At 68.3% G+C, this 18,061-nt stretch carries 18 protein-coding genes; 7 read left to right on the forward strand and 11 right to left on the reverse strand.

The features are described 5' to 3' along the window. On the forward strand, window positions 1-735 hold a 735-nt coding region (locus tag ACPCXD_RS22530; RefSeq protein WP_423661173.1), incomplete at its 5' end, for an alpha/beta hydrolase fold domain-containing protein. Window positions 736-833: 98 nt separating this feature from the next. Next, a complete protein-coding gene (locus ACPCXD_RS22535) occupies window positions 834-2,213 on the forward strand; it encodes an NAD-dependent succinate-semialdehyde dehydrogenase (RefSeq protein ID WP_088899639.1) in 1,380 nt (459 codons plus the stop codon). A gap of 81 nt (window positions 2,214-2,294) precedes the next feature. Here ACPCXD_RS22535 and ACPCXD_RS22540 read toward each other — a convergent pair whose 3' ends face one another. Continuing rightward, complete coding sequence (locus ACPCXD_RS22540; RefSeq protein ID WP_423661174.1) at window positions 2,295-3,284, reverse strand: bile acid:sodium symporter family protein; 990 nt, start codon at window positions 3,282-3,284, stop codon at window positions 2,295-2,297. Window positions 3,285-3,368: 84 nt separating this feature from the next. Between ACPCXD_RS22540 and ACPCXD_RS22545 the strand changes: the two genes are divergently transcribed. Both ACPCXD_RS22545 and ACPCXD_RS22550 read left to right on the forward strand, forming a co-directional pair. Further along, entirely contained in the window at window positions 3,369-4,226 is an 858-nt protein-coding gene (locus ACPCXD_RS22545) for a LysR family transcriptional regulator (RefSeq protein WP_423661175.1), read from the forward strand. 70 nt (window positions 4,227-4,296) lie between these two features. Beyond that, window positions 4,297-4,791, forward strand: coding sequence for a hemerythrin domain-containing protein (locus ACPCXD_RS22550; RefSeq protein WP_088899641.1), 495 nt, complete (start codon window positions 4,297-4,299; stop codon window positions 4,789-4,791). Here ACPCXD_RS22550 and ACPCXD_RS22555 read toward each other — a convergent pair. Then, window positions 4,784-5,467, reverse strand: a complete 684-nt coding sequence (locus tag ACPCXD_RS22555) for a phosphodiesterase (protein WP_088899642.1) — start codon at window positions 5,465-5,467, stop codon at window positions 4,784-4,786. The genes ACPCXD_RS22550 and ACPCXD_RS22555 overlap by 8 nt on opposite strands. 86 nt (window positions 5,468-5,553) lie before the next feature. Between ACPCXD_RS22555 and ACPCXD_RS22560 the strand changes: the two genes are divergently transcribed. Both ACPCXD_RS22560 and ACPCXD_RS22565 read left to right on the forward strand, forming a co-directional pair. Next, the gene (locus ACPCXD_RS22560; protein WP_423661176.1) at window positions 5,554-6,828 is read left to right on the forward strand and encodes a glutaminase; all 1,275 of its coding nucleotides are present in this window, start codon (window positions 5,554-5,556) and stop codon (window positions 6,826-6,828) included. 208 nt (window positions 6,829-7,036) lie between these two features. Then, on the forward strand, window positions 7,037-7,909 hold the full coding sequence (locus ACPCXD_RS22565; protein WP_088899655.1) for an alpha/beta fold hydrolase: 873 nt from the start codon (window positions 7,037-7,039) through the stop codon (window positions 7,907-7,909). A gap of 276 nt (window positions 7,910-8,185) precedes the next feature. On the opposite strand, the gene ACPCXD_RS22570 is transcribed toward ACPCXD_RS22565, so the two are convergent. From ACPCXD_RS22570 to ACPCXD_RS22605, 8 genes are all read right to left on the reverse strand, one after another. Beyond that, window positions 8,186-8,659: a hypothetical protein gene (locus ACPCXD_RS22570; RefSeq protein WP_423661177.1), complete on the reverse strand. Its 474-nt coding sequence runs from the start codon at window positions 8,657-8,659 to the stop codon at window positions 8,186-8,188. 104 nt (window positions 8,660-8,763) lie between these two features. After that, window positions 8,764-9,438, reverse strand: a complete 675-nt coding sequence (locus ACPCXD_RS22575) for an ABC transporter permease (RefSeq protein ID WP_160877146.1) — start codon at window positions 9,436-9,438, stop codon at window positions 8,764-8,766. Next, window positions 9,435-10,079 carry an ABC transporter permease gene (locus tag ACPCXD_RS22580; protein ID WP_088899646.1) on the reverse strand — a complete coding sequence of 215 codons (645 nt, stop codon included), beginning with the start codon at window positions 10,077-10,079 and terminating at the stop codon, window positions 9,435-9,437. Before ACPCXD_RS22580 ends, ACPCXD_RS22575 begins: the two co-directional genes overlap by 4 nt. Continuing rightward, window positions 10,076-11,182 (reverse strand): ABC transporter ATP-binding protein, encoded by a 1,107-nt coding sequence (locus ACPCXD_RS22585; RefSeq protein WP_423661178.1) that lies wholly within the window; start codon window positions 11,180-11,182, stop codon window positions 10,076-10,078. The genes ACPCXD_RS22580 and ACPCXD_RS22585 overlap by 4 nt, the downstream gene beginning before the upstream one ends. A gap of 16 nt (window positions 11,183-11,198) precedes the next feature. Next, the gene (locus ACPCXD_RS22590; protein ID WP_423661179.1) at window positions 11,199-12,110 is read right to left on the reverse strand and encodes an ABC transporter substrate-binding protein; all 912 of its coding nucleotides are present in this window, start codon (window positions 12,108-12,110) and stop codon (window positions 11,199-11,201) included. An 83-nt stretch (window positions 12,111-12,193) separates the two neighbouring features. After that, the gene (locus tag ACPCXD_RS22595; protein ID WP_423661180.1) at window positions 12,194-12,694 is read right to left on the reverse strand and encodes a cysteine dioxygenase; all 501 of its coding nucleotides are present in this window, start codon (window positions 12,692-12,694) and stop codon (window positions 12,194-12,196) included. A 206-nt stretch (window positions 12,695-12,900) separates the two neighbouring features. Continuing rightward, complete coding sequence (locus ACPCXD_RS22600; protein ID WP_088899650.1) at window positions 12,901-13,794, reverse strand: amidohydrolase family protein; 894 nt, start codon at window positions 13,792-13,794, stop codon at window positions 12,901-12,903. A 36-nt stretch (window positions 13,795-13,830) separates the two neighbouring features. Continuing rightward, on the reverse strand, window positions 13,831-15,906 hold the full coding sequence (locus ACPCXD_RS22605; protein WP_423661181.1) for a sensor histidine kinase: 2,076 nt from the start codon (window positions 15,904-15,906) through the stop codon (window positions 13,831-13,833). 286 nt (window positions 15,907-16,192) lie between these two features. Here ACPCXD_RS22605 and ACPCXD_RS22610 point away from each other — a divergent pair, with 286 nt between their 5' ends. Further along, the gene (locus ACPCXD_RS22610; protein WP_145690446.1) at window positions 16,193-17,116 is read left to right on the forward strand and encodes a LysR family transcriptional regulator; all 924 of its coding nucleotides are present in this window, start codon (window positions 16,193-16,195) and stop codon (window positions 17,114-17,116) included. Window positions 17,117-17,186: 70 nt separating this feature from the next. Here the strand turns inward: ACPCXD_RS22610 and ACPCXD_RS22615 are convergent. Then, on the reverse strand, window positions 17,187-18,061 hold an 875-nt coding region (locus ACPCXD_RS22615; RefSeq protein WP_006550772.1), incomplete at its 5' end, for an SRPBCC family protein.

Below are 18,061 nucleotides of genomic sequence, written 5' to 3' on the forward strand. Positions count from 1 at the left end.
GTCGGCGGCGTTCCCGGTATCTGGTGCCTGCCGCAGGGTGCGAAGACCTCCGAGGTGCTGCTCTACACGCACGGCGGCGGCTTCGCGGTCGGTTCCGCGGCCAGCCACCGCAAGATCGCAGCGCACGCGGCCAAGGCCCTCGGTGTCGTGGCCTTCGTCCTCGACTACCGCCGCGCCCCCGAGTTCCAGCACCCCGCGCAGATCGAGGACGGTGTCGCGGTCTTCGACGCGCTGGTCGCCGACGGTATCGCGCCGCAGGACATCACCACGATCGGTGACTCGGCCGGCGGCAACCTCGCCGTCGCCATCGCACTCGCCCTGCTGCAGCAGGGGAAGCAGGGCCCCGGCGCGGTCATCGCCTTCTCGCCGTGGCTCGACATGGAGAACAAGGGCGAAACCCTCGTCACCAACAACGACACCGATGCGCTGATCACGCCGGAACTGCTCCAGGGCATGATCGCCGGGGTCCTCGGCGACACGATCGATCCGACGACCCCGCTGGCGAACCCTCTCTACGCCGATTTCGCGGGCTTCCCCCGCCTCTACATCAACGCCGGCAGCGTCGAGTCGCTCCTCGACAACGCCACGCGGTTGAAGGAGCGCGCCGAGGCCGCCGGTGTGGACGTCACCCTCTCGATCGGCGAAGGCCAGCAACACGTCTTCCCGTTCCTGGCAGGACGTTCCGCTCTCGTCGCCGACGAACTCGCGCGGATCGCCGACTGGTACCGCAAGTAGGAGTCCGTCTCCTGCGGACACCGAACATTTCATCGAGGACGGGGCCGGGCGCAACGAGTTCGTCGCGTCCGGCCCCGTCCGTACATCGGGAGAACATCATGGGTGTGTACACCAGCATCGACCCCGCGACCGGCGAACAGGTCGCGCAGTTCCCGGAGATCTCCGACGACGAACTGAAGGCTCTCGTCGCGCGCAGCGCCGAGGCCTACCGCGAGTGGCGGGCGACGCCGCTCGAGAAGCGTCGCGCGATCCTGGAACGTGTCGCCGAGATCCACCGGGAGCGTGCCGGCGAGCTGGCACGCATCCTCACGCTCGAGATGGGCAAGCCCATCGCCCAGGCCGAGGGCGAGGTCGCCCTCGTCGCGTCGATCTACCGGTACTACGCCGACCACGCCGAGGAGTTCATGGCGGACGAACCGCTCGACATCTCGGGCCCGGGTACCGCGGTCGTCCGCACGGAACCGATCGGTCCGCTGGTCGGCGTCATGCCGTGGAACTATCCCTACTACCAGGTGGCCCGGTTCGCGGCACCGAACCTCGCTCTGGGCAACACGATCATTCTCAAGCACGCCCGCAACTGCCCGCAGGCGGCACTCGCGATCGAGAAGGTCTTCGAGGACGCGGGCCTGCCCGCAGGCGTCTACGCCAACGCCTTCGTCTCGTCGGCGCAGGTCGCGGACGCGATCGCCGATCCGCGTGTGCAGGGCGTGTCGCTGACCGGATCCGAGAAGGCCGGAGCCGCGGTCGGTGAGGTCGCGGGACGCAACCTGAAGAAGTGCGTCCTCGAACTCGGCGGTTCGGATCCGTTCATCGTGCTGCGCGACGCCGACATCGATGCGGCGGCCACCGCCGCCGCGGTCGGCCGGTTCGCCAACGGCGGTCAGGCGTGCACGGCGTCGAAGCGCTTCCTCGTGGAGGAACCGGTCTTCGACGAGTTCGTGGAGAAGTTCCTCGAGGCGATCGACGCCTGGCAGCCGGGCGACCCGACCGATCCCGGGACGAAACTCGGTCCGCTGTCGTCGCGTTCGGCTGTCGACGAACTCGACGAGCTCGTGCAGGACGCGGTGTCGCGCGGCGCCCGGGTGCTGACCGGAGGTGAGCGTCCGACCGGTGACGGTGCCTGGTATCCGCCGACCGTCCTGACCGACGTCACGCCCGGGATGCGCGCGTACTACGAGGAGTTGTTCGGTCCCGTGGCGGTCGTCCATCGCGTCGGATCCGTCGACGAGGCCGTCGAGATCGCGAACGATTCGCCGTTCGGTCTGGCGTCGAGCGTGTTCATCGCCGATCCGGCCGTGGCCGAGCGCGTGGCGAACGAACTCGAAACCGGCATGGTCTGGATCAACAGCACCAGCAAGAGCTCGCCGGATCTGCCCTTCGGCGGGGTCAAGCGGTCCGGTTTCGGCCGCGAACTCGCCCGTTTCGGCTTCGCCGAGTTCGCCAACAAGAAACTGGTGCGCAACCCTGCCGGACGGTGACGACCGGTCCCGATCCGACGATGCGGCCGTTCCCCGGGTTTCCGGGAACGGCCGCATCGCTGCTGCCACACGGTCGTTCTGTCACACGGTCGCAAGAGCTTCCGGTGCCTTCTTCGCCAACCGGCCGGCGAGGGCCGCGCACACCAGGAGCTGCATCTGGTGGAACAGCATGAGCGGCAGCACGATCAGGCCGATGGGCTGGCCGGGGAAGAGCACGATCGCCATGGGCAGACCGGTGGCGAGAGACTTCGTGGAACCGCAGAAGAGGATCGCGACACGATCCTGATAGTCGAAGCCGAGTCCGCGCGACGAGTACCAGGTGAGTGCGAGCACGATCGCGAGCAGTACCGCACACACACCGACGAGGGCGAGCAGGCGGCCGACCGAGATCATCGACCAGATGCCCTCGTTCATGCCGCGGCTGAACGCCACGTACACGACCAGCATGATCGATCCGCGGTCGACGAGCTTGAGCGGCTTGCCGTGGGCCTTCACCCAGCCGCCGACCCAGCGCCGCAGGAGCTGGCCGGCGACGAACGGCACGAGCAGCATCAGCACGATGTCGAGCACGGCCGACCCGCTGAAGGTGACGCCCTGCGTGGACATGGTCAGCGCGACGAGCAGCGGCGTCGCGAAGATGCCGATGAGGCTCGACGCGCTGGCCGAGACGATCGAACCGGGGATGTTGCCGCGCGCCACCGAGACGAGCGCGATGGCCGACTGCACCGTGGACGGCAGCAGGCACAGGTAGAGGACGCCGAGATAGAGCGGGTCGCTCAGGATCGACGGCACGAGCACCTTCGCGGCCAGGCCGAGCAGCGGGAAGACGACGAAGGTCGTGGCGAGGATCGTCAGGTGCAGACGCCAGTGCTTGAGACCCTCGATGGCCTCCTGCGTGGACAGGCGCGCGCCGTACAGGAAGAACAGCAGCCCGATGGCGATCTTGGCGGCCCAGTTCACGCCGTCGAGTACGACCCCGTCGGCGGGCAGCAGAGCAGCGACGGCGACGGTGGCGAGGATGGCGAGCAGGAACGGGTCGAGTCGTCCGAGCACGGGGATCTTGGAGAGCACGAATCGACGGTACGGCAGCCGGACGTCATTACAGAAGACGGTCACCACGTTTTCTGTAATCGCGATTCGTGATGAAATGGGGTCGTGTTCGATCCGGTGCACCTACGGAGCTTCCTCGCCGTCGAGCGTGAGCGCGGCTTCACCGCCGCCGCCCAGCGGCTCGGCCTGCGTCAGTCGACGGTCAGTCAGCACGTCGCGCGACTCGAGAAGGAGATCGGGCGCCGGTTGTTCGTCCGCGACACGCACAACGTCGAGCTCACGGCCGACGGCGCCGACATGGTCGCCTTCGCCCGCGAGATCCTCGATCGCCACGACGCCGCGCGCAGGCACTTCTCGGAATCGCCGCTCAGTGGCCGGCTGCGCTTCGGGGTCTCCGAGGACCTCGTGCTCTACGAACTGCCGTCGATCCTCGCCGAGTTCCGGCGCAGTCATCCCCGAATCGATCTCGAACTCACCGTGGATCTGAGCGAGGATCTGCAGCGCCGACTCGACGACAACGAACTCGATCTGGTCTTCGGCAAGCGCCGACCGGGCAGCCGCCACGGCGAGATGATCTTCCGCGAGCGCCTCGTCTTCCTGTCCGCCCCCGATTACGTCCTCTATCCGGACGAGCCGACACCGCTGGTGTCCTATCCGTCGCCGGCCCTGACCCGCGACATCGCGCTCGAGGTCCTCCAGCGCAGCGGGCGCGGTGTGCGGGTCGCGTGCACGACCGACAGTCTCAACGGCCTGCGCGCCGCGGCGCTCGCCGGACTGGGCGTGGTGCTGCACGCCGAACGGCTCCCTCCGCCCGGTCTCGTCCCGGTGCGCGATCCCCAGCGACTGCTTCCCGATGCGGGTGAGATCGAGTTCGTGCTCATGGCGCGTCGTTCCGTACTCAGCGGTCCGGAGGCGGCCCTGCGCTCGGCCATCCTCGCGAATGCGGATCGCGTGCGCGTGTGACGGTGTCGCGGATGGGTATTCCTGTGCCACGCCCGCTGGGGGCGGCAGTGCTCACGCCGCAGGAGGAACCGTGTCCACAGACGCGATCGTGTTGCTGAAGGAAGACCACAAGGAGATCAAGAAACTCTTCCGCGACTTCCGGAAGGCCGAGGGGGAGAAGGAGAAGGGCAAGATCGTCGACAGGATCATCGAAGCCCTCACCGTGCACACCTATCTCGAGAACGAGTGCATGTACCCCGAGATACGTTCCCTGCTCCCCGATCTCGAGGACGACATCCTCGAATCGTACGAGGAGCACCACGTCGCCGATGTGCTCGTCGTCGAACTGGCCGGAATGAAGCCCGACGCAGAGCGTTTCGATGCGAAGACGACGGTCCTGATCGAGAACGTCGAGCATCACATCGACGAGGAGGAGGACGAGTGGTTCCCCAAGGTGCGCGAGGCACTCGGACGTAAGCAGTTGCAGGACATAGGTGCCCGTATGCTCGAGATGAAGGAGGACGCCCCGCGGTCGCCGGCGCAGCCGTCCGCGCTGAAGAAGACGATCGACGCGGTGATCAGCTGACGGTGTGCTGCGGCCGGGCGAGGGAGGCGCCTCGTCCGGCCCGGCTCGCCCGGTAGGCGTCGCGCCGAGTCTCGACGAGCCAGCCCGGCCACGGATCGACGAATCCGGGGCAGTGGACGGTCGGATCGAAGGACGGCTGCTCCGAATCCTTCTCGGACAGGCGGCGACTCAGCGTCAGGCGTCCCGCCGATTCCAGGGGGCCGCGGGCGGAGCCCACCAGGAGCGAGAACTCGAGCGGCACCTCGAGAGCCTGCACGGAGGTCGTCGAGGACGGATGCCGTCCGCGCGGAACGGCGGTGATCCACCGCGGCGTGGGATCGCTGTCGGTCCGATAGGCCATGAGTGTGCTGTAGCGGGCACTCGACCACGAGCGGGCCGGTAGCAGCGCCACCCGGCCGGGCAGATAGGCCGACGCGAGGAGGATGTCCCACGGGCCGGTCTTCGCGGCGAAGCGCACCGCGAGACCGAGAACGTCCGGCATCCCGTCCGGTGTGCCGATGCCCCGCGACACCCGGGCGACGACAGGGGTAGGGCGGGGGATCTGCTGCGGCCACCAGGACGACTCGAGTTCGGCGACCCCTTCGAAGGTCGCGCCGCGCGGATGGAACACGCGTGCTCCGCGCAGCGCGGATCCCACTCGGAACGGCACGGACAGCGCCGACGACAGAGCAGTCATGGGGATGGCATACCCGCCGGTCTGTCGGTTCAATCGCCTTCGTCACTCCCCGCCCCGGCAGCGTCCGATTCGGTCACGATGAATACATGCGTTCACCGTTGCCGGATTATCTGACCGAAGTGCTCCGAGGATGTGCCGACAGTTCGGGCGCACTCGCCGATTACATCCCCGAACTGGCGAGGGCCGACCCGGACCGGTTCGCCCTCACCCTCGTGACCGCCGAGGGGGCGATGTACTCGGTGGGCGACGACGACACCGAGTTCACGATCCAGTCGATCTCGAAGCCCTTCGTCTACGGTCTCGCACTGCAGCAGAGAGGGTTCGACGCCGTACTCGACGTGATCGACGTCGAACCGTCCGGGGAGGCGTTCAACGAGGTCTCGCTCGAACGCAACACGGGCCGTCCGCTGAACCCGATGATCAATGCCGGTGCGCTCGCTGCACACGCCCTGGTGCTCGACGACAGGCCGGTCGAGGACTCGGTGGAGGACATCCGCTCCCTGCTGTCGTCCCTGGCCGGCCGCGACCTGGCAATCGACGAGAAGGTCGCGTCGTCGGAACTCGAGAACTCCTATCGCAATGTCGCCATCGCCAATCTCCTTCGGGGGTACGAGGTTTTCGAGGACGATCCCGACGAGATCGTCGAGGGGTACATCCGGCAGTGCTCGGTGACGGTGACGACCAAGGACCTCGCGATGATGGCCGCGACACTCGCGGCGGGCGGCGTGCAACCCGTGACATGCGAGGAGATCTTCTCGCGCGACGTGGTGCGCCAGGTGCTGTCGGTGATGGCGACCTGCGGGATGTACGACGCGGCGGGGGACTGGCTCTCCACTGTCGGTATCCCTGCCAAGAGCGGCGTGTCCGGAGGAATCATAGGAATCCTACCGGGACAGTTGGGTATTGCGGCGTACTCGCCGCGCCTCGACGAGCACGGCACCAGCGTCCAGGGGGTCGCGGCCTTCGGTCGTCTCTCCCGTGACATGAGCCTGCATCTGATGGACGCGCCGATGGTCGCACACTCGGTGTTGCGCAGAAGACATGTCATCGGTGAAGGTGACGAGTCTCTCACTCTGCTCGAGTTGCAGGGCGATCTCCAGTTCACCAGTGCCGAGGGTCTCGTAACGGCCGTGGTCGACGATCCGGTGGCGACGAAACGCCTGGTCTTCGACCTTTCCCTCGTCCGTACGGTCCTGCCTGTGGGTCGAAGGATGTTGCTGGAGATGATCGGTCGGCTCCATCGGGACGGTGTGGAGGTCGTCGTGATCGACCCCGAAGGGCATCTGCCCGATCCCGACACCGGCTACGGCTTCCGACCGCAGGTCCACGCCTCGTGGGAGGACTTGGAGGCGCAGGGGTGAAAGGGCATTCGGCACGAAAGTGACGTGAGGGACGGCTGTGAAATTTTCCGGAACCACGGGTGGCGTTCACGCCGAGCACTGGGCTACGGTGTCGTGCGGTGTGCCCGAGGTTGGTCGGCGAAAGACGCTCGTACCCCACGAAAGAAGATCCATTCATGCCGTTCCCTGAATCCCTCGTCGTCCCCGGAATCGTCCGGGTAGGAGGATGATGGCGTTGCTGACACGTTCGCCCTACCGCTGCCCCGGAGACGGCAGCGTGATCCACCACGCGTGCACAGGATTGCTGACCTACTGGGAGCGTCCCGTCGAGGAGCACGTCGCCCGCACGTCGCTGGGCGACACCTACGTGCTCACCACGGGCCCTGCCACCGCACCGCCGATCGTGGTGCTCGCGGGTGGCGACCTCCCGGCGGCGGGGCTGCGTCTGCTCGCCGAGCAGTTCGGTGAGCAGCACCGGGTGGTGCTCGTGGACGTCCCGGGTCTTCCCGGTGCGAGCGCGGGCAGCCGGCCCGACAGCCGGATCCACAGCGTCTACGGCCACTGGCTGGTCGAGGTGCTCGATGCACTCGGCGTCGAGCGGGTTCCCGTGATCGGTCTCGGCTGGTCGGCATCGGTGGCCGCCGCGGTGGAGGATCCCGACCGGATCGAGAAGCTGGTGATCGCCGCGCCGCTGGGTCTCGTCCCGCGCGTCCGGTGGAACCGTGCCCTCATTCCGGGCCTGCAGTGGCGCAACGAGCCCAACCTCGAGAACACCGAGCGCTACCTCAGGGCACTCGCCGGATGCGACTACCGGCCCGACGAGCAGACCCTGCGGTGGTCCTGCCGCGTCGGCGCGTACTGCACGTCGCTGACGAACATGCCCCGCATCGACCGAGCCGTGCTGCGCCGTTGGCGTGGGCGTCCGGTCGAGGTCGTCGTGGGAAGCAAGGATCCCCTCGTGCAGGTCGACGCGTTGAACAAGCTGGCCGACGACATGGGTGCGCATTTCGTCGCGCTTCCCGAGGTGGGTCATCTCCTCGCGGTCGAGACTCCGGCAGCTCTGGCCTCCCTGGCCGCTGCTGTGCCGGTAACGGAGAACTGAGTCACGGAAGACCGGTCGAAAGTGGCGATGCCGGGCTGCCCCCGACGGGCGTAGCTATCAGTCCGGCATCGCCACTTCCGGTCACCCTCCCAGTGGAACCCGAGCGCTCGGGTACCCACCCCAGGGCTGCGATAATCCCCGAATTATTACGTTTTGGTCACGGGGACACCTACGACCGTACCACCTGAACGCCGAGTCGTTGCAGATGTGTGTGTCGGCGCGTCACACATCCGCGATGACAGGGCCTCGGTCACATCACGCCACGGCCCCGTCGGATCACGCCACAGCGGGGCTCCAGTCGACCACGACCGACCGTGCGCCGATGTATTCCAGCAGGTCGCGGACAGGTCCGCCGAAGCGGAGCTGACGGGCGACCTCCAGTTCGTCGAGGTCGTCGTCCTCCGTGCCGACGAGGACCCCGTTGATCACGCTGCGGGCCGCGGACACCACGAGTGTCTCCTCCTCGGCCACCCGGACCGGTACATCGTTCTCGCCCGCCACCGCGCCGACCGCCACGGCCACGTAGTCCCTGTCCTCGTCCGCGTCGTGATACGCGACCAGACGGCCGTGCAGCACGGACTCGGGCAGGATGCGGTCGAGCGTCACACCCGAGGGAACGCTCTCGTCGTCGGGACGGACGCTCGGACCGGATGCGGCCGGTGTGGCCGGGGATGCCGTGAGCTGCGCGGCTGCGTACAGGGGTACGCGCCGAGACGTCCAGCCGAAGTAGGTTTCGCGTTGCGCATACATCGCACCTGCGCCTCCTCGATAGGACTTCGTCTCTACCTCCAGTGTGCTCCGGGCCACCGACACGTTCGTCGGTTCCGAAGGAGGCGTCGGAGGGGTCGTACGGGCTAGTCGCGCGAGGCCCGGACGCCGGGTGAGACGAGCACCCGACCGAGGACCGCGAAGAGCGCGAGGATCACCAGCGAGCAGATCCCGGCCAGGGCGGCACCGCCTACGACCAGGGCATAGTCGCTGCGCGCGAGACCGTCGACGATGGGCCTGCCCACCCCGCCGAAGCTCACCGCCGCGGCGATGGTCGCGGTCGCGACGATCTGCACGGCGGCGGTGCGCAGGCCCACGAGGATCAGCGGCAGAGCCACCGGGAGCTGGGCCCGCAGCAGGATCTGGGACGAGGTCATCCCCATCCCGCGGGCGGCGTCGGTCAGTGCCGGGTCGACCCCGCGGATCCCTTCGTAGGAGTTCAACAGGATGGGTGGGATCGCGAGCGCCACCAGCGGCACCATCACCGGAACCAGCCCGATCCCGTACAGCACGACCAGCAACACGAGCAGGCCGTAGGTGGGGAGGGCGCGTGCGGCATTCGCCGTGAGGGACATGAAGACGCCGCCGCGGCCCGTGTGACCCGTCCACAGGCCGAGCGGCAACGCGAGGAGCACGGAGATCACGAACGCGAGCAGGGTGTAGCCGAAGTGCTGGGTCAGTCGCGTCGGGATCCCGGACGCACCCGACCAGTTCGCGGAGTCGCCGAAGTACTCGGCCAGATAGTTCAGCAGGGTCGTCATCGGGACACCTTCGAGGTGCGGCGCATCCACGGCGTGGCGAGACGCTGGACGAGTACGAGCACCGCGTCGACGACCAGTGCCATCACGACGGTCGCGATGATGCCGATGATCGCCAGATCGAGCCGGTCGAGCTGCACCGACGCGGTGAACAACGCCCCGAACGCACCCATGCCGATCAGCGCTCCGACGCTCACCATGCTGATGTTCGCGACCGTCGCGACCCGCAGTCCCGCGATGACCGCAGGGATCGCCAGCGGCAGGTCGACGGTGAGCAACCGGCGCGGTGTCGAGAATCCCATCGCCACCGCCGACTGGCGGACACTGTCGGGCACGGCGCGTAACCCGTCGACGACGTTCGGGACGAGGCCCGCCAGCGCGTAGACGGCCAGCGGAAGGATCACCGTGGTCCGGCTGATCCCGGTGAACGCGATGAGCAGCACGAAGAAGGCAAGCGACGGAATCGAGTACAGAACGCTGCACACCGCGAGAACCGGGGCGTACACCCGCGGCCACCGCACACACGCCAGGCCCAACGGCAGGGCGAGGACGAGGCCGAGCAGCGACGCGCCGAGCGCCATGACGAGATGATCGCCGAGCAGTTCCCAGAACGTCCCGAGATAACCGGGAATCCGCAGGCTCACCGCGACTTCCGCATCTCGAGCGGGGGCGGGGTGCCGGCCTCCCGGTGGTTGTGCGCCGCGCGGACCGCCGCCGCCACCTCTTCGCCGCTGATCACCCCGAGCGCGCGTCCGTCGTCGTCCACCGCCACGGCATGGCCCGAGGGTGAGAGCACGGCCGCATCGAGCACGACGCGCAGCGGATCCCGTCCGGGAACGAACGGCCTTCCGGCCGGCAGGAATTCCGCATCGGCACTGCCGTCGCGCCACCCCGTCGGGCGTCCGTCGTCGTCGACGACGAGCAGCCAACCGCCGACGGCGAGTTCGGCGGCATCGCGGGTGACGATCGGGTCGGTGCGCAGCGGCAGGTCGGCGGACGAGAAGAACGACATGAGTCGCACACCGCGATCGACGCCGAGGAATCCGGCGACGAAATCGTCGGCGGGGGAGGTGAGAAGCTCCTCCGGGGTCGCGTACTGGGCGAGCACTCCGCCCGGCCGCAGGACGGCCACGCGGTCGCCGAGCTTGATCGCCTCGTCGATGTCGTGGGTGACGAGCACGATCGTCTTGGCCAGCACCGATTGCAGGCGCAGGAGTTCGTCCTGCAGATCCTTGCGGACCACGGGATCGACCGCGGAGAACGGCTCGTCCATCAACAGGATCGGGGGATCGGCGGCCAGCGCGCGGGCTACACCGACACGCTGCTGCTGTCCGCCGGACAGCTGCGCCGGATAGCGTTGCGCCAGATCCTTTCCGAGTCCGACCCGGGCGAGCACGTCCATCGCGGTCGCACGGGCCTCCTTACGGCTCGCGCCGAGCAACCGGGGCACGGTGGCGACGTTGTCGACCACCGTGCGGTGGGGGAACAGCCCGGCGTGCTGGATGACGTATCCGATGCCGCGACGCAGGATCCGGGGATCCTCGTCCCGGACGTCGCGGCCCCCGACGAGCACACGCCCGCCCGAGGGTTCGACCATCCGGTTGATCATGCGCAACGAGGTGGTCTTCCCGCAGCCCGACGGCCCGACGAACACCGTCAGGGTGCCCGTCGGGACCTCCAGCGAGAGTCCGTCGACGGCGACGGTCCCGTCGGGATAACGCTTCTCGACGTTGTCGAATGTGATCACGCGGCACCGACTTCCGTCAGTTCAGATCGTTCTGCTGCAACCACTCCTCGGCGACGACGTCGATGTCGCGGCCGTCGGTGACCACCTGTCCGACCAGGACGACGAGGGTGTCGGTGGTGAGCTTCTCGGACACGGCGTCGATCTTCGCGACGTCGTCGTCGTCGAGATCGGCGCGATGCACCAGCGGGGTGACGTTCTGGGCTCCGAAGACCGACTCCGGGTCCTCCAGCGCCACAAACGGTTCGGTGCTCAGCGACGGATCGGTGGTGAAGATGTTCGCGGCCTGCACGGTGCCGTCCGAGAGAGCGCGGATGGTGATGGGACCGCCGGTGTCGGTGGGGACGAATTCGCGGAACTCGACCCCGTACACCTCACGCAGACCCACGACACCCTGCTGGCGTGTCTCGAACTCCGGCGGTCCGCCGAGGACGAGTTCGCCGGCGACCGGCGCGAGATCGGCGATGCTCACCAGGTTGTAGCGCTGCGCGGTCTCCTCGGTGACGACGAGGGCGTCCTTGTTCTCACCGGGTGCGGAGGCCAGGATCTCGAGCCCGTCCGGAAGGGCTTCGGACAGGGCCGCATTGACGTCCTCGGTGGTCGAGGCGGTGCTGTCGGGGTCGACCCGCGCGAGCAGTGCGCCGTTGTACTCCGGGACGAGCGTGATGGCGCCCGAGGCGACCTGGTCGTAGTAGATCTCGCGGCTGCCGATGTTGAACTGGCGGGTGACCTCGGAGCCCGCGCTCTCGAGCGCCTGCGAGTAGATTTCCGCGAGCAGGACGTTCTCCGGGAAGTTCGCCGAACCGACGACGATCGCGCCTCCGTCCGCTGTATCCCCGGCGAGGGGATCCTCGTCTCCACCGCCGGAACAGGCGGCCAGGGCGAATGCGGACACGGCGAGAAGTGCGGTGGTGCGTGCGAAGCGTTTCACGGATTGCTCCCTCGGATGCGGCACGGTCGGTTTTCGACTCTATCCCGGCGGATACCCACTGTGCCGGATTTGTCACGAGTGGATCACCAGTCGTCGCCGGCGCGCTCCGAGGTCGCGACGGTGAGGATGCCGTTCTCGATCCGGTATCGGCTCATCGAGTCCAGTGCAGGGGCATAGGCGTGCACGGTCACCGCCGGGGCGGGGCCGTCGTTGACGACCTCGTGCACGTGCCGGCCGTCGAAGCGGCGCGTGGCGCCGGCCGCCAGATGGGTACGGGAGATCGTCACGCGTTGCCCGGGAAGGTCTTCCGACCACGGCTGGTCGACGGTGTCCTCCCGGACCTGTCCCTGCGCGACGGCGAACGCGCCGGCACTCCCACCGTGATCGTGGATTCCGGTGCGCTGCCCGGGAAGCCAGCTCAGCAACCACACCTCGTAGTCGTCGGCGACGGCGAGCCGGGTGTACCAGCGTTCGGTCTCGTCGAAACGGACGAGCGGCCGCCAGCGGGAGACGTCCGCGGCGATGTCACGGACGATCTCGGCGAGATCGACGCGCACGGAGGGGGACAGAAGAGCAGCAGGCATCGTGGTTCCTCGAAACGGAAGCCGGACGGGGCCGTAAGGTCGTCCGGGCAGAAGAAGTGGGTCGGGCCGGGATCAACGACAGGCGCGACAACCACAGAAACCACCGGCGATGCGGACGTAGTCCACATGAAGCCTGCGATGCCGCAGGGTCGCCGGAAGATGCATGTCGCTCACTTCAGCGGCCGGATGCGGCGCTGTCAAGGTTTTCACTCGTGTGACGTTCGGAACAACCGGGCCGGATTGCGTCGCCGTACGGGCTCGTCGCGCTCGTCGCCGAACAGCAACGGTGCTGCGTACGGGCGGTCCGAGCCGAGCACGACGCGGTCGGGGCCGAGTCCGGCCGCCACGGCCTCGACGATCTCGGGACCGTACGACGAGGTGTCGACGAACACTTCGGCCGACGGGATCGTCGCCGGTCCGCCGCGCGCAGCCATCCGGTCGGCGTGCAGCGGCGCGAGTCCGGCGAGCATCGCGAACCCCACGCGCAGTCCGGGGAGGCGAGGGGCCCCGTACTCGTGCCAGGCGAACCACGCGGTGTGCATCTGCGCCACGTACGACACCATCGCCGGCCACCACGGCGGAGCCGACGGATCGGCCGCGGCGGGCCCGGGATGCACGAACAGGGGAGCACCGACGCGGTCGAGTTCGTCGAGGAGCGGGGCGCACCGCGCGTAGCCGTCGGCATCCGCCAACGCGGTGGCGGGAAGCTGGAGACCGACGCAGCCCGCCCCGAGCACCTCGCGCAGCGCCGCGGGATCGGGATCGTCGACCGACGCCGCCGCCCACGCCCCGAACGGGCGCGGCAGCGCCAGCACTCCCTCGTGGTAGGCGTCGAGCAGACCGGCCGCGTCGGCTGCGGGCAGCGATTCGATCCCCAGCGGGCTCGACAACGACACCAGCACCAGGTCGATGCCGTCCTGCGCCGCGAGCTCGGCCCGCCGGGCGATCGAATGATCCTCGGGTCGCACCTCGTACGGGGGTTCACCGTCGAGGTACAGCGTCCATCCGACGAGCCGCGGCGCACGTGTGCGTGCCCGCAACGCCGCGACGAGCGGTGCCGGCCAGACGTGCTGGTGGACGTCGACGCGGGGAACGGTCATGCCGTCAGGATGGCAGACCACCCACCCGCTGTCCGCCTACTGTCCTGCGCCGCGGGGAACCCATCGTTCGTGCAGCTGTCCGCGCCGGATGCCCGGGCTCGTCCCGGGTGTCGCGAGAGCGGGGGTGGGTGCCGAGTGACGGTTTCCGACCGCCGGCTGCGATCCGGATGCCGGGTCGGCGTGGAACTGCTCGCCGTACTCCGACGGGGGATCGGGCAGGCGGCGCGGCCGATCGATCCGGTACGGATCGTCGTGGTTCCGGCCGGTTCCCTTGAGCAGGCTGGTCGGCAGGTAGATGCTCGCGGTGATGCCGGCATTGGTGGACGAGTCGAAGGTCGGACGCAGACGCACCGTGATGCCGTGACGATCGGCGAGGCGCGCGACCACGAACAGACCCATTCGCCGTGCGGCACCGGATCCGGCTTCGCCGTCCGAACCCAGCCGCATGTTGATGTCCGCGAGTTCGTCTGCGGGAATACCGATTCCACGGTCGGCAATCTCGAGGAGGAGGCCACCGTCGACGGCCCGGGAGAACGCGAACGCCACGGTGCTCTCGGGCGGTGAGGCGCGCAGTGCGTTGTCGAGGAGCTCGGCGATCATGTGGACGACGTCGGTGACGGCGCTGCCGACCAGATTGCCGTCCGGCGCATTTCCGATGTTCACGCGCTGGTAGTTCTCGACCTGGGAGACCGACGCGCGCAGGACGTCGACGAGCGGTGTGTCGGGGACGCGGCCGAGACGCTGGCGGGTACCGGCGAGGACGAGCAGCGAGTCGCCGGTGCGCCGCATGCGGGCCGCGAGGTGGTCGAGTGCGAACAGGTTCTGCAGACGTGTCGGATCGCGCTCTTCGTGTTCGAGCGAATCGATCAGCGCCAGTTGCTGTTCCACGAGCGTCTTGTTTCGGCGGGCGAGGGTCTCGAGCATCTCGTTGACCTGGCGGCGCAGCTGAGCCTGTTCGCCGGCCAGACGCAGGGCGCCCTCGTTCATGCTGTCGACGGCGCGCGCGACCTCACCGATCTCCTCGCGGGTGTGGACGCGGACCGGATCGAGTGTGACGGATTCTATCTCGGCGCCGTCCTTGATCGCCGCGAGTGCGGCGGGAAGATCCTGTTCGGCGGTGCGCAGAGTGTCGTCGCGCAGCCGGCGCAGCGGCCGGACGAGCGACATCGCGATCACGATCGCCAGGGTGAGGGCGAGCAGCAGGATGATCGCGACACCGATGGCGTTCTTGAGGGCTTCGGTGCGCGCTCCGGCCGCGAGGTCGTCGAGGGCGGCCACGGCTCGGGTCGCGGAACCGGCGACCTCCTCCTGGTAGATCATGAGACTTTCGAAGATCGACCCGCGCAGGGCGGCGACGTTGCCCTCTTCGTTGTCGAGGTTGGCCGTGAGGCTGCGGCGGTTCTCGAGTTGGGTCATCAGACCGTCCACCCGCGAGGCGTCTGCGGCCTCGTTCTCGACGAAGGTGTCGCGGAGGACGGCCAGTCGCGCGGACTCGACACCGAGGGCGTTGTTCCACATCAACAGGGCACCGTCGGTTCCGGCGCTCAGCGCGGAGTACGCGAGGACCTGGTCGAGCAGGGACCACTGGGTGTCCCACAGGTCGAGAAGTGTCGCGCTCTCGCGCTGGACGGTGGGGTCGTCCGTGGTGGTCGTGATAGCGCGGTAGGCGGCCTGGGCGCGGCTGACGAGTCCTTCGGCGCGCTCGCTGGCCACGGTCGGCGCCAGGGTTCCCGACGACGCGCTGTCGAGCAGGCTCTCGCCCTCGGCGAGCATGCGGTTGATCATCGCCGCGATCTGCGGATCGAGATCCTTGGCGTCGATGTGGTCGCGCAGCGTCGTGGCGGATTCGCGGGCGACCTGGGCGCCGTTGTCGACGGGGATCGACAGGATCGTCGCTGCGGCGGCACCGGTGACACTGGTGGCGTAGTCGGCGAGGGTCGGCAGGATGGAGACGTTCTCGGCGGCGGCGCTGTAGGCGTCGTTCTCCTGGTAGAGGTCGTAGACGCGGAGCGAGCCGTACAGGGTCGCGGCGACGATGGGGACGGCGACGACCGCGGTCATCCTGCGCCACAGACGCCAGTTGTCCGGCGTGTGCTGCCGGAATTTCCTCATGAGACTCACAACGTTTCGCCCCCGAACCTCTCTACCTGCCTGAGTCGGCGGCCGGCCGAAACTGGACTTCGGCAAGTGAAGAATTTCGCCTTCGAAATTCGGGCCAGGGCGAATCACGGTTCGCTGCCGTCAGGACGTGGGTCAGAGTAGGTAGTACTTCGCTGCGCTCACAAGATCGCCGTCCAAGTCCGATAGCTGGTATTCGACCTTGCGTATACATCACGGTCGTGCGCTACGATGCCGCCGGAATTTCCCGTTCCGCCGGGTTTCGATGTCAGGGGGGCGCATGGATCTGCGACGGGTCGATCTCAACCTGCTCGTCGTCCTCGAAGTCCTGCTCTCCGAACGCAATGTCACGCGTGCGGCGCGGCGACTGAACATGTCGCAACCGGCCACGAGTACGGCTCTCGCCCGGTTGCGCAAGCAATTCGACGATCCGCTTCTCGTGAAGAGCGGCCGCACACTGCGTCCCACCGCGCGGGCCCAGGCGATCATCGAACCGCTCCGTGAGGTGCTGCGGACCCTCGAGCGTTCGGTGCTGGCCGCACCCGGTTTCGACCCCGCGACGGATTCGCGCACCTTCACGATCATGACCGGCGACTATGCGGAGATCACCCTCCTGCGCCTGCTGGTGCGGGGGAGCACCCCGGCCAACATCCGTTTCGATCTGCTGCCGGTCAACGGCGCCGGTCTCGATGCCTTCCGGCGGTTCGAGATCGACCTCGCGGTGTTGCCGGAATACGTCCTCGAATCCCCGGAGTTCGAGACCTGCCGGAGGCAGGTCGTGCTGACCGACAGATTCGTCGGAGCGGTCTGGTCCGGCCACCCGTACACCGGCACCAAGCTCACACGTGAAGTGCTCGGCCGCTACCCGCTGCTGTCCTACGCGCAGTATTCCGACGACACCAACCTCGGCCGCGCGCTGCTGCGTGCAGGAGTGGTGGCCCGGGTCGGCGCGACCAGCGGCAACCTCGCGGTTCTCCCGTATGCCCTGGAGAACACCCGCATGATCACCTTTCTGCCCGAGCGCATGGCCCGGCACCTCGCCGAGGTGGCGTCCCTGCGCATCCTGGAACCGACCTTCCAGCTGCCGCCCCTGCGTGAATTCGCGGTCTGGCACGCCGAGCGCGATGCGGATCCCGCGCACGCCTGGCTCCGCGCGCAGCTCGACCCGGTCGGGCGTCGCCGCGTCGCAGCGCAGGCAGGCTGACGACGACGAACGCTGCGGACCGGCCCGTTCGACGGGTCCGATCCGCAGCGTTCGAGTGGATCCGGCGAGGTCAGCGTCCCGATCGACGCTGGAGGATCACCGCGATGACCACGACGAGAATCGCGACCACTCCCACCGGCGCGACCCGCGTCGCGACCGATCCCTTCGCGTACTGCATGAGATCGAGCGGTTCGGCCTCGGGCTGCGGGGGCGCGGCCGGGGAGGGAGTCGTCGACGGCGTGGGAGGCGTCGAGGTCATCGTCGGCGCCGGTGAGGCGCTCACCGGGCTGGGCGGAACCGACTCGTTCGGCCGCAGCTGCGCGGAGTCGTCGTCCCCGGCGCCGGGCCCGACGAATGCTCCACCGGCCGGCTCGTCGCCCGAACCCGCGGCGGTGAGCGGCGGGCTCGCCGGCACGGACTCGTTGGGCTGCGACTCGGCTGCCTCAGCGGTCGCCGCGGAGGAGGAGGACACAGAGGAGGACGTGGAGGAGGCCGCCGCTTCGGGTCCGAGCTTCTTCGACAGGCAGTCCGCGAACTGCTCGAGGATCTTCCCACCGACATCCGAGATCATCCCCCGCCCGAACTGGGCGGGCTTGCCGGTGATCTTCATGTCGGTGCTCACGATGCCGTCGGTGCGGTCGCCGTCGCCGGTGAGGGTGACGGTGATGGTCGCGGCCACCGTGCCGTTGCCTCGGGTGTCCTTCGCATTGGCCTCGATGACCGCCCGGCGGGCGCTCTCGTCCTTCTCGACGTACACGCCGGTGCCCTTGAACGTGAGCGCCACCGGTCCGAGCTTCACCTTGACGGTCCCGGTGAACGTGTCGCCGTCGACCCCGGTGAGCGTCGCGCCCGGCATGCACGGCGCGACCTTCTCCGGATTCAGCAGGGCGGTCCACACCTCGTCGACCGGGGCGGGAACGGACAGTGTGTGTTCGAGTTGCATGA

The organism is Rhodococcus sp. AB351, from assembly GCF_049538275.1.
GTDB lineage: Bacteria > Actinomycetota > Actinomycetes > Mycobacteriales > Mycobacteriaceae > Rhodococcus.

Coding starts and splice junctions, on each gene's coding strand:
- ACPCXD_RS22610 (WP_145690446.1), top strand. CDS start 16,193: ATGGATCTGCGACGGGTCGATCTCAACCTGCTCGTCGTCCTCGAAGTC.
- ACPCXD_RS22595 (WP_423661180.1), bottom strand. CDS start 12,694: ATGCCTGCTGCTCTTCTGTCCCCCTCCGTGCGCGTCGATCTCGCCGAG.
- ACPCXD_RS22575 (WP_160877146.1), bottom strand. CDS start 9,438: ATGACGACCCTGCTGAACTATCTGGCCGAGTACTTCGGCGACTCCGCG.
- ACPCXD_RS22560 (WP_423661176.1), top strand. CDS start 5,554: ATGCGTTCACCGTTGCCGGATTATCTGACCGAAGTGCTCCGAGGATGT.
- ACPCXD_RS22565 (WP_088899655.1), top strand. CDS start 7,037: ATGGCGTTGCTGACACGTTCGCCCTACCGCTGCCCCGGAGACGGCAGC.
- ACPCXD_RS22600 (WP_088899650.1), bottom strand. CDS start 13,794: ATGACCGTTCCCCGCGTCGACGTCCACCAGCACGTCTGGCCGGCACCG.
- ACPCXD_RS22535 (WP_088899639.1), top strand. CDS start 834: ATGGGTGTGTACACCAGCATCGACCCCGCGACCGGCGAACAGGTCGCG.
- ACPCXD_RS22605 (WP_423661181.1), bottom strand. CDS start 15,906: ATGAGGAAATTCCGGCAGCACACGCCGGACAACTGGCGTCTGTGGCGC.
- ACPCXD_RS22555 (WP_088899642.1), bottom strand. CDS start 5,467: ATGACTGCTCTGTCGTCGGCGCTGTCCGTGCCGTTCCGAGTGGGATCC.
- ACPCXD_RS22570 (WP_423661177.1), bottom strand. CDS start 8,659: ATGTATGCGCAACGCGAAACCTACTTCGGCTGGACGTCTCGGCGCGTA.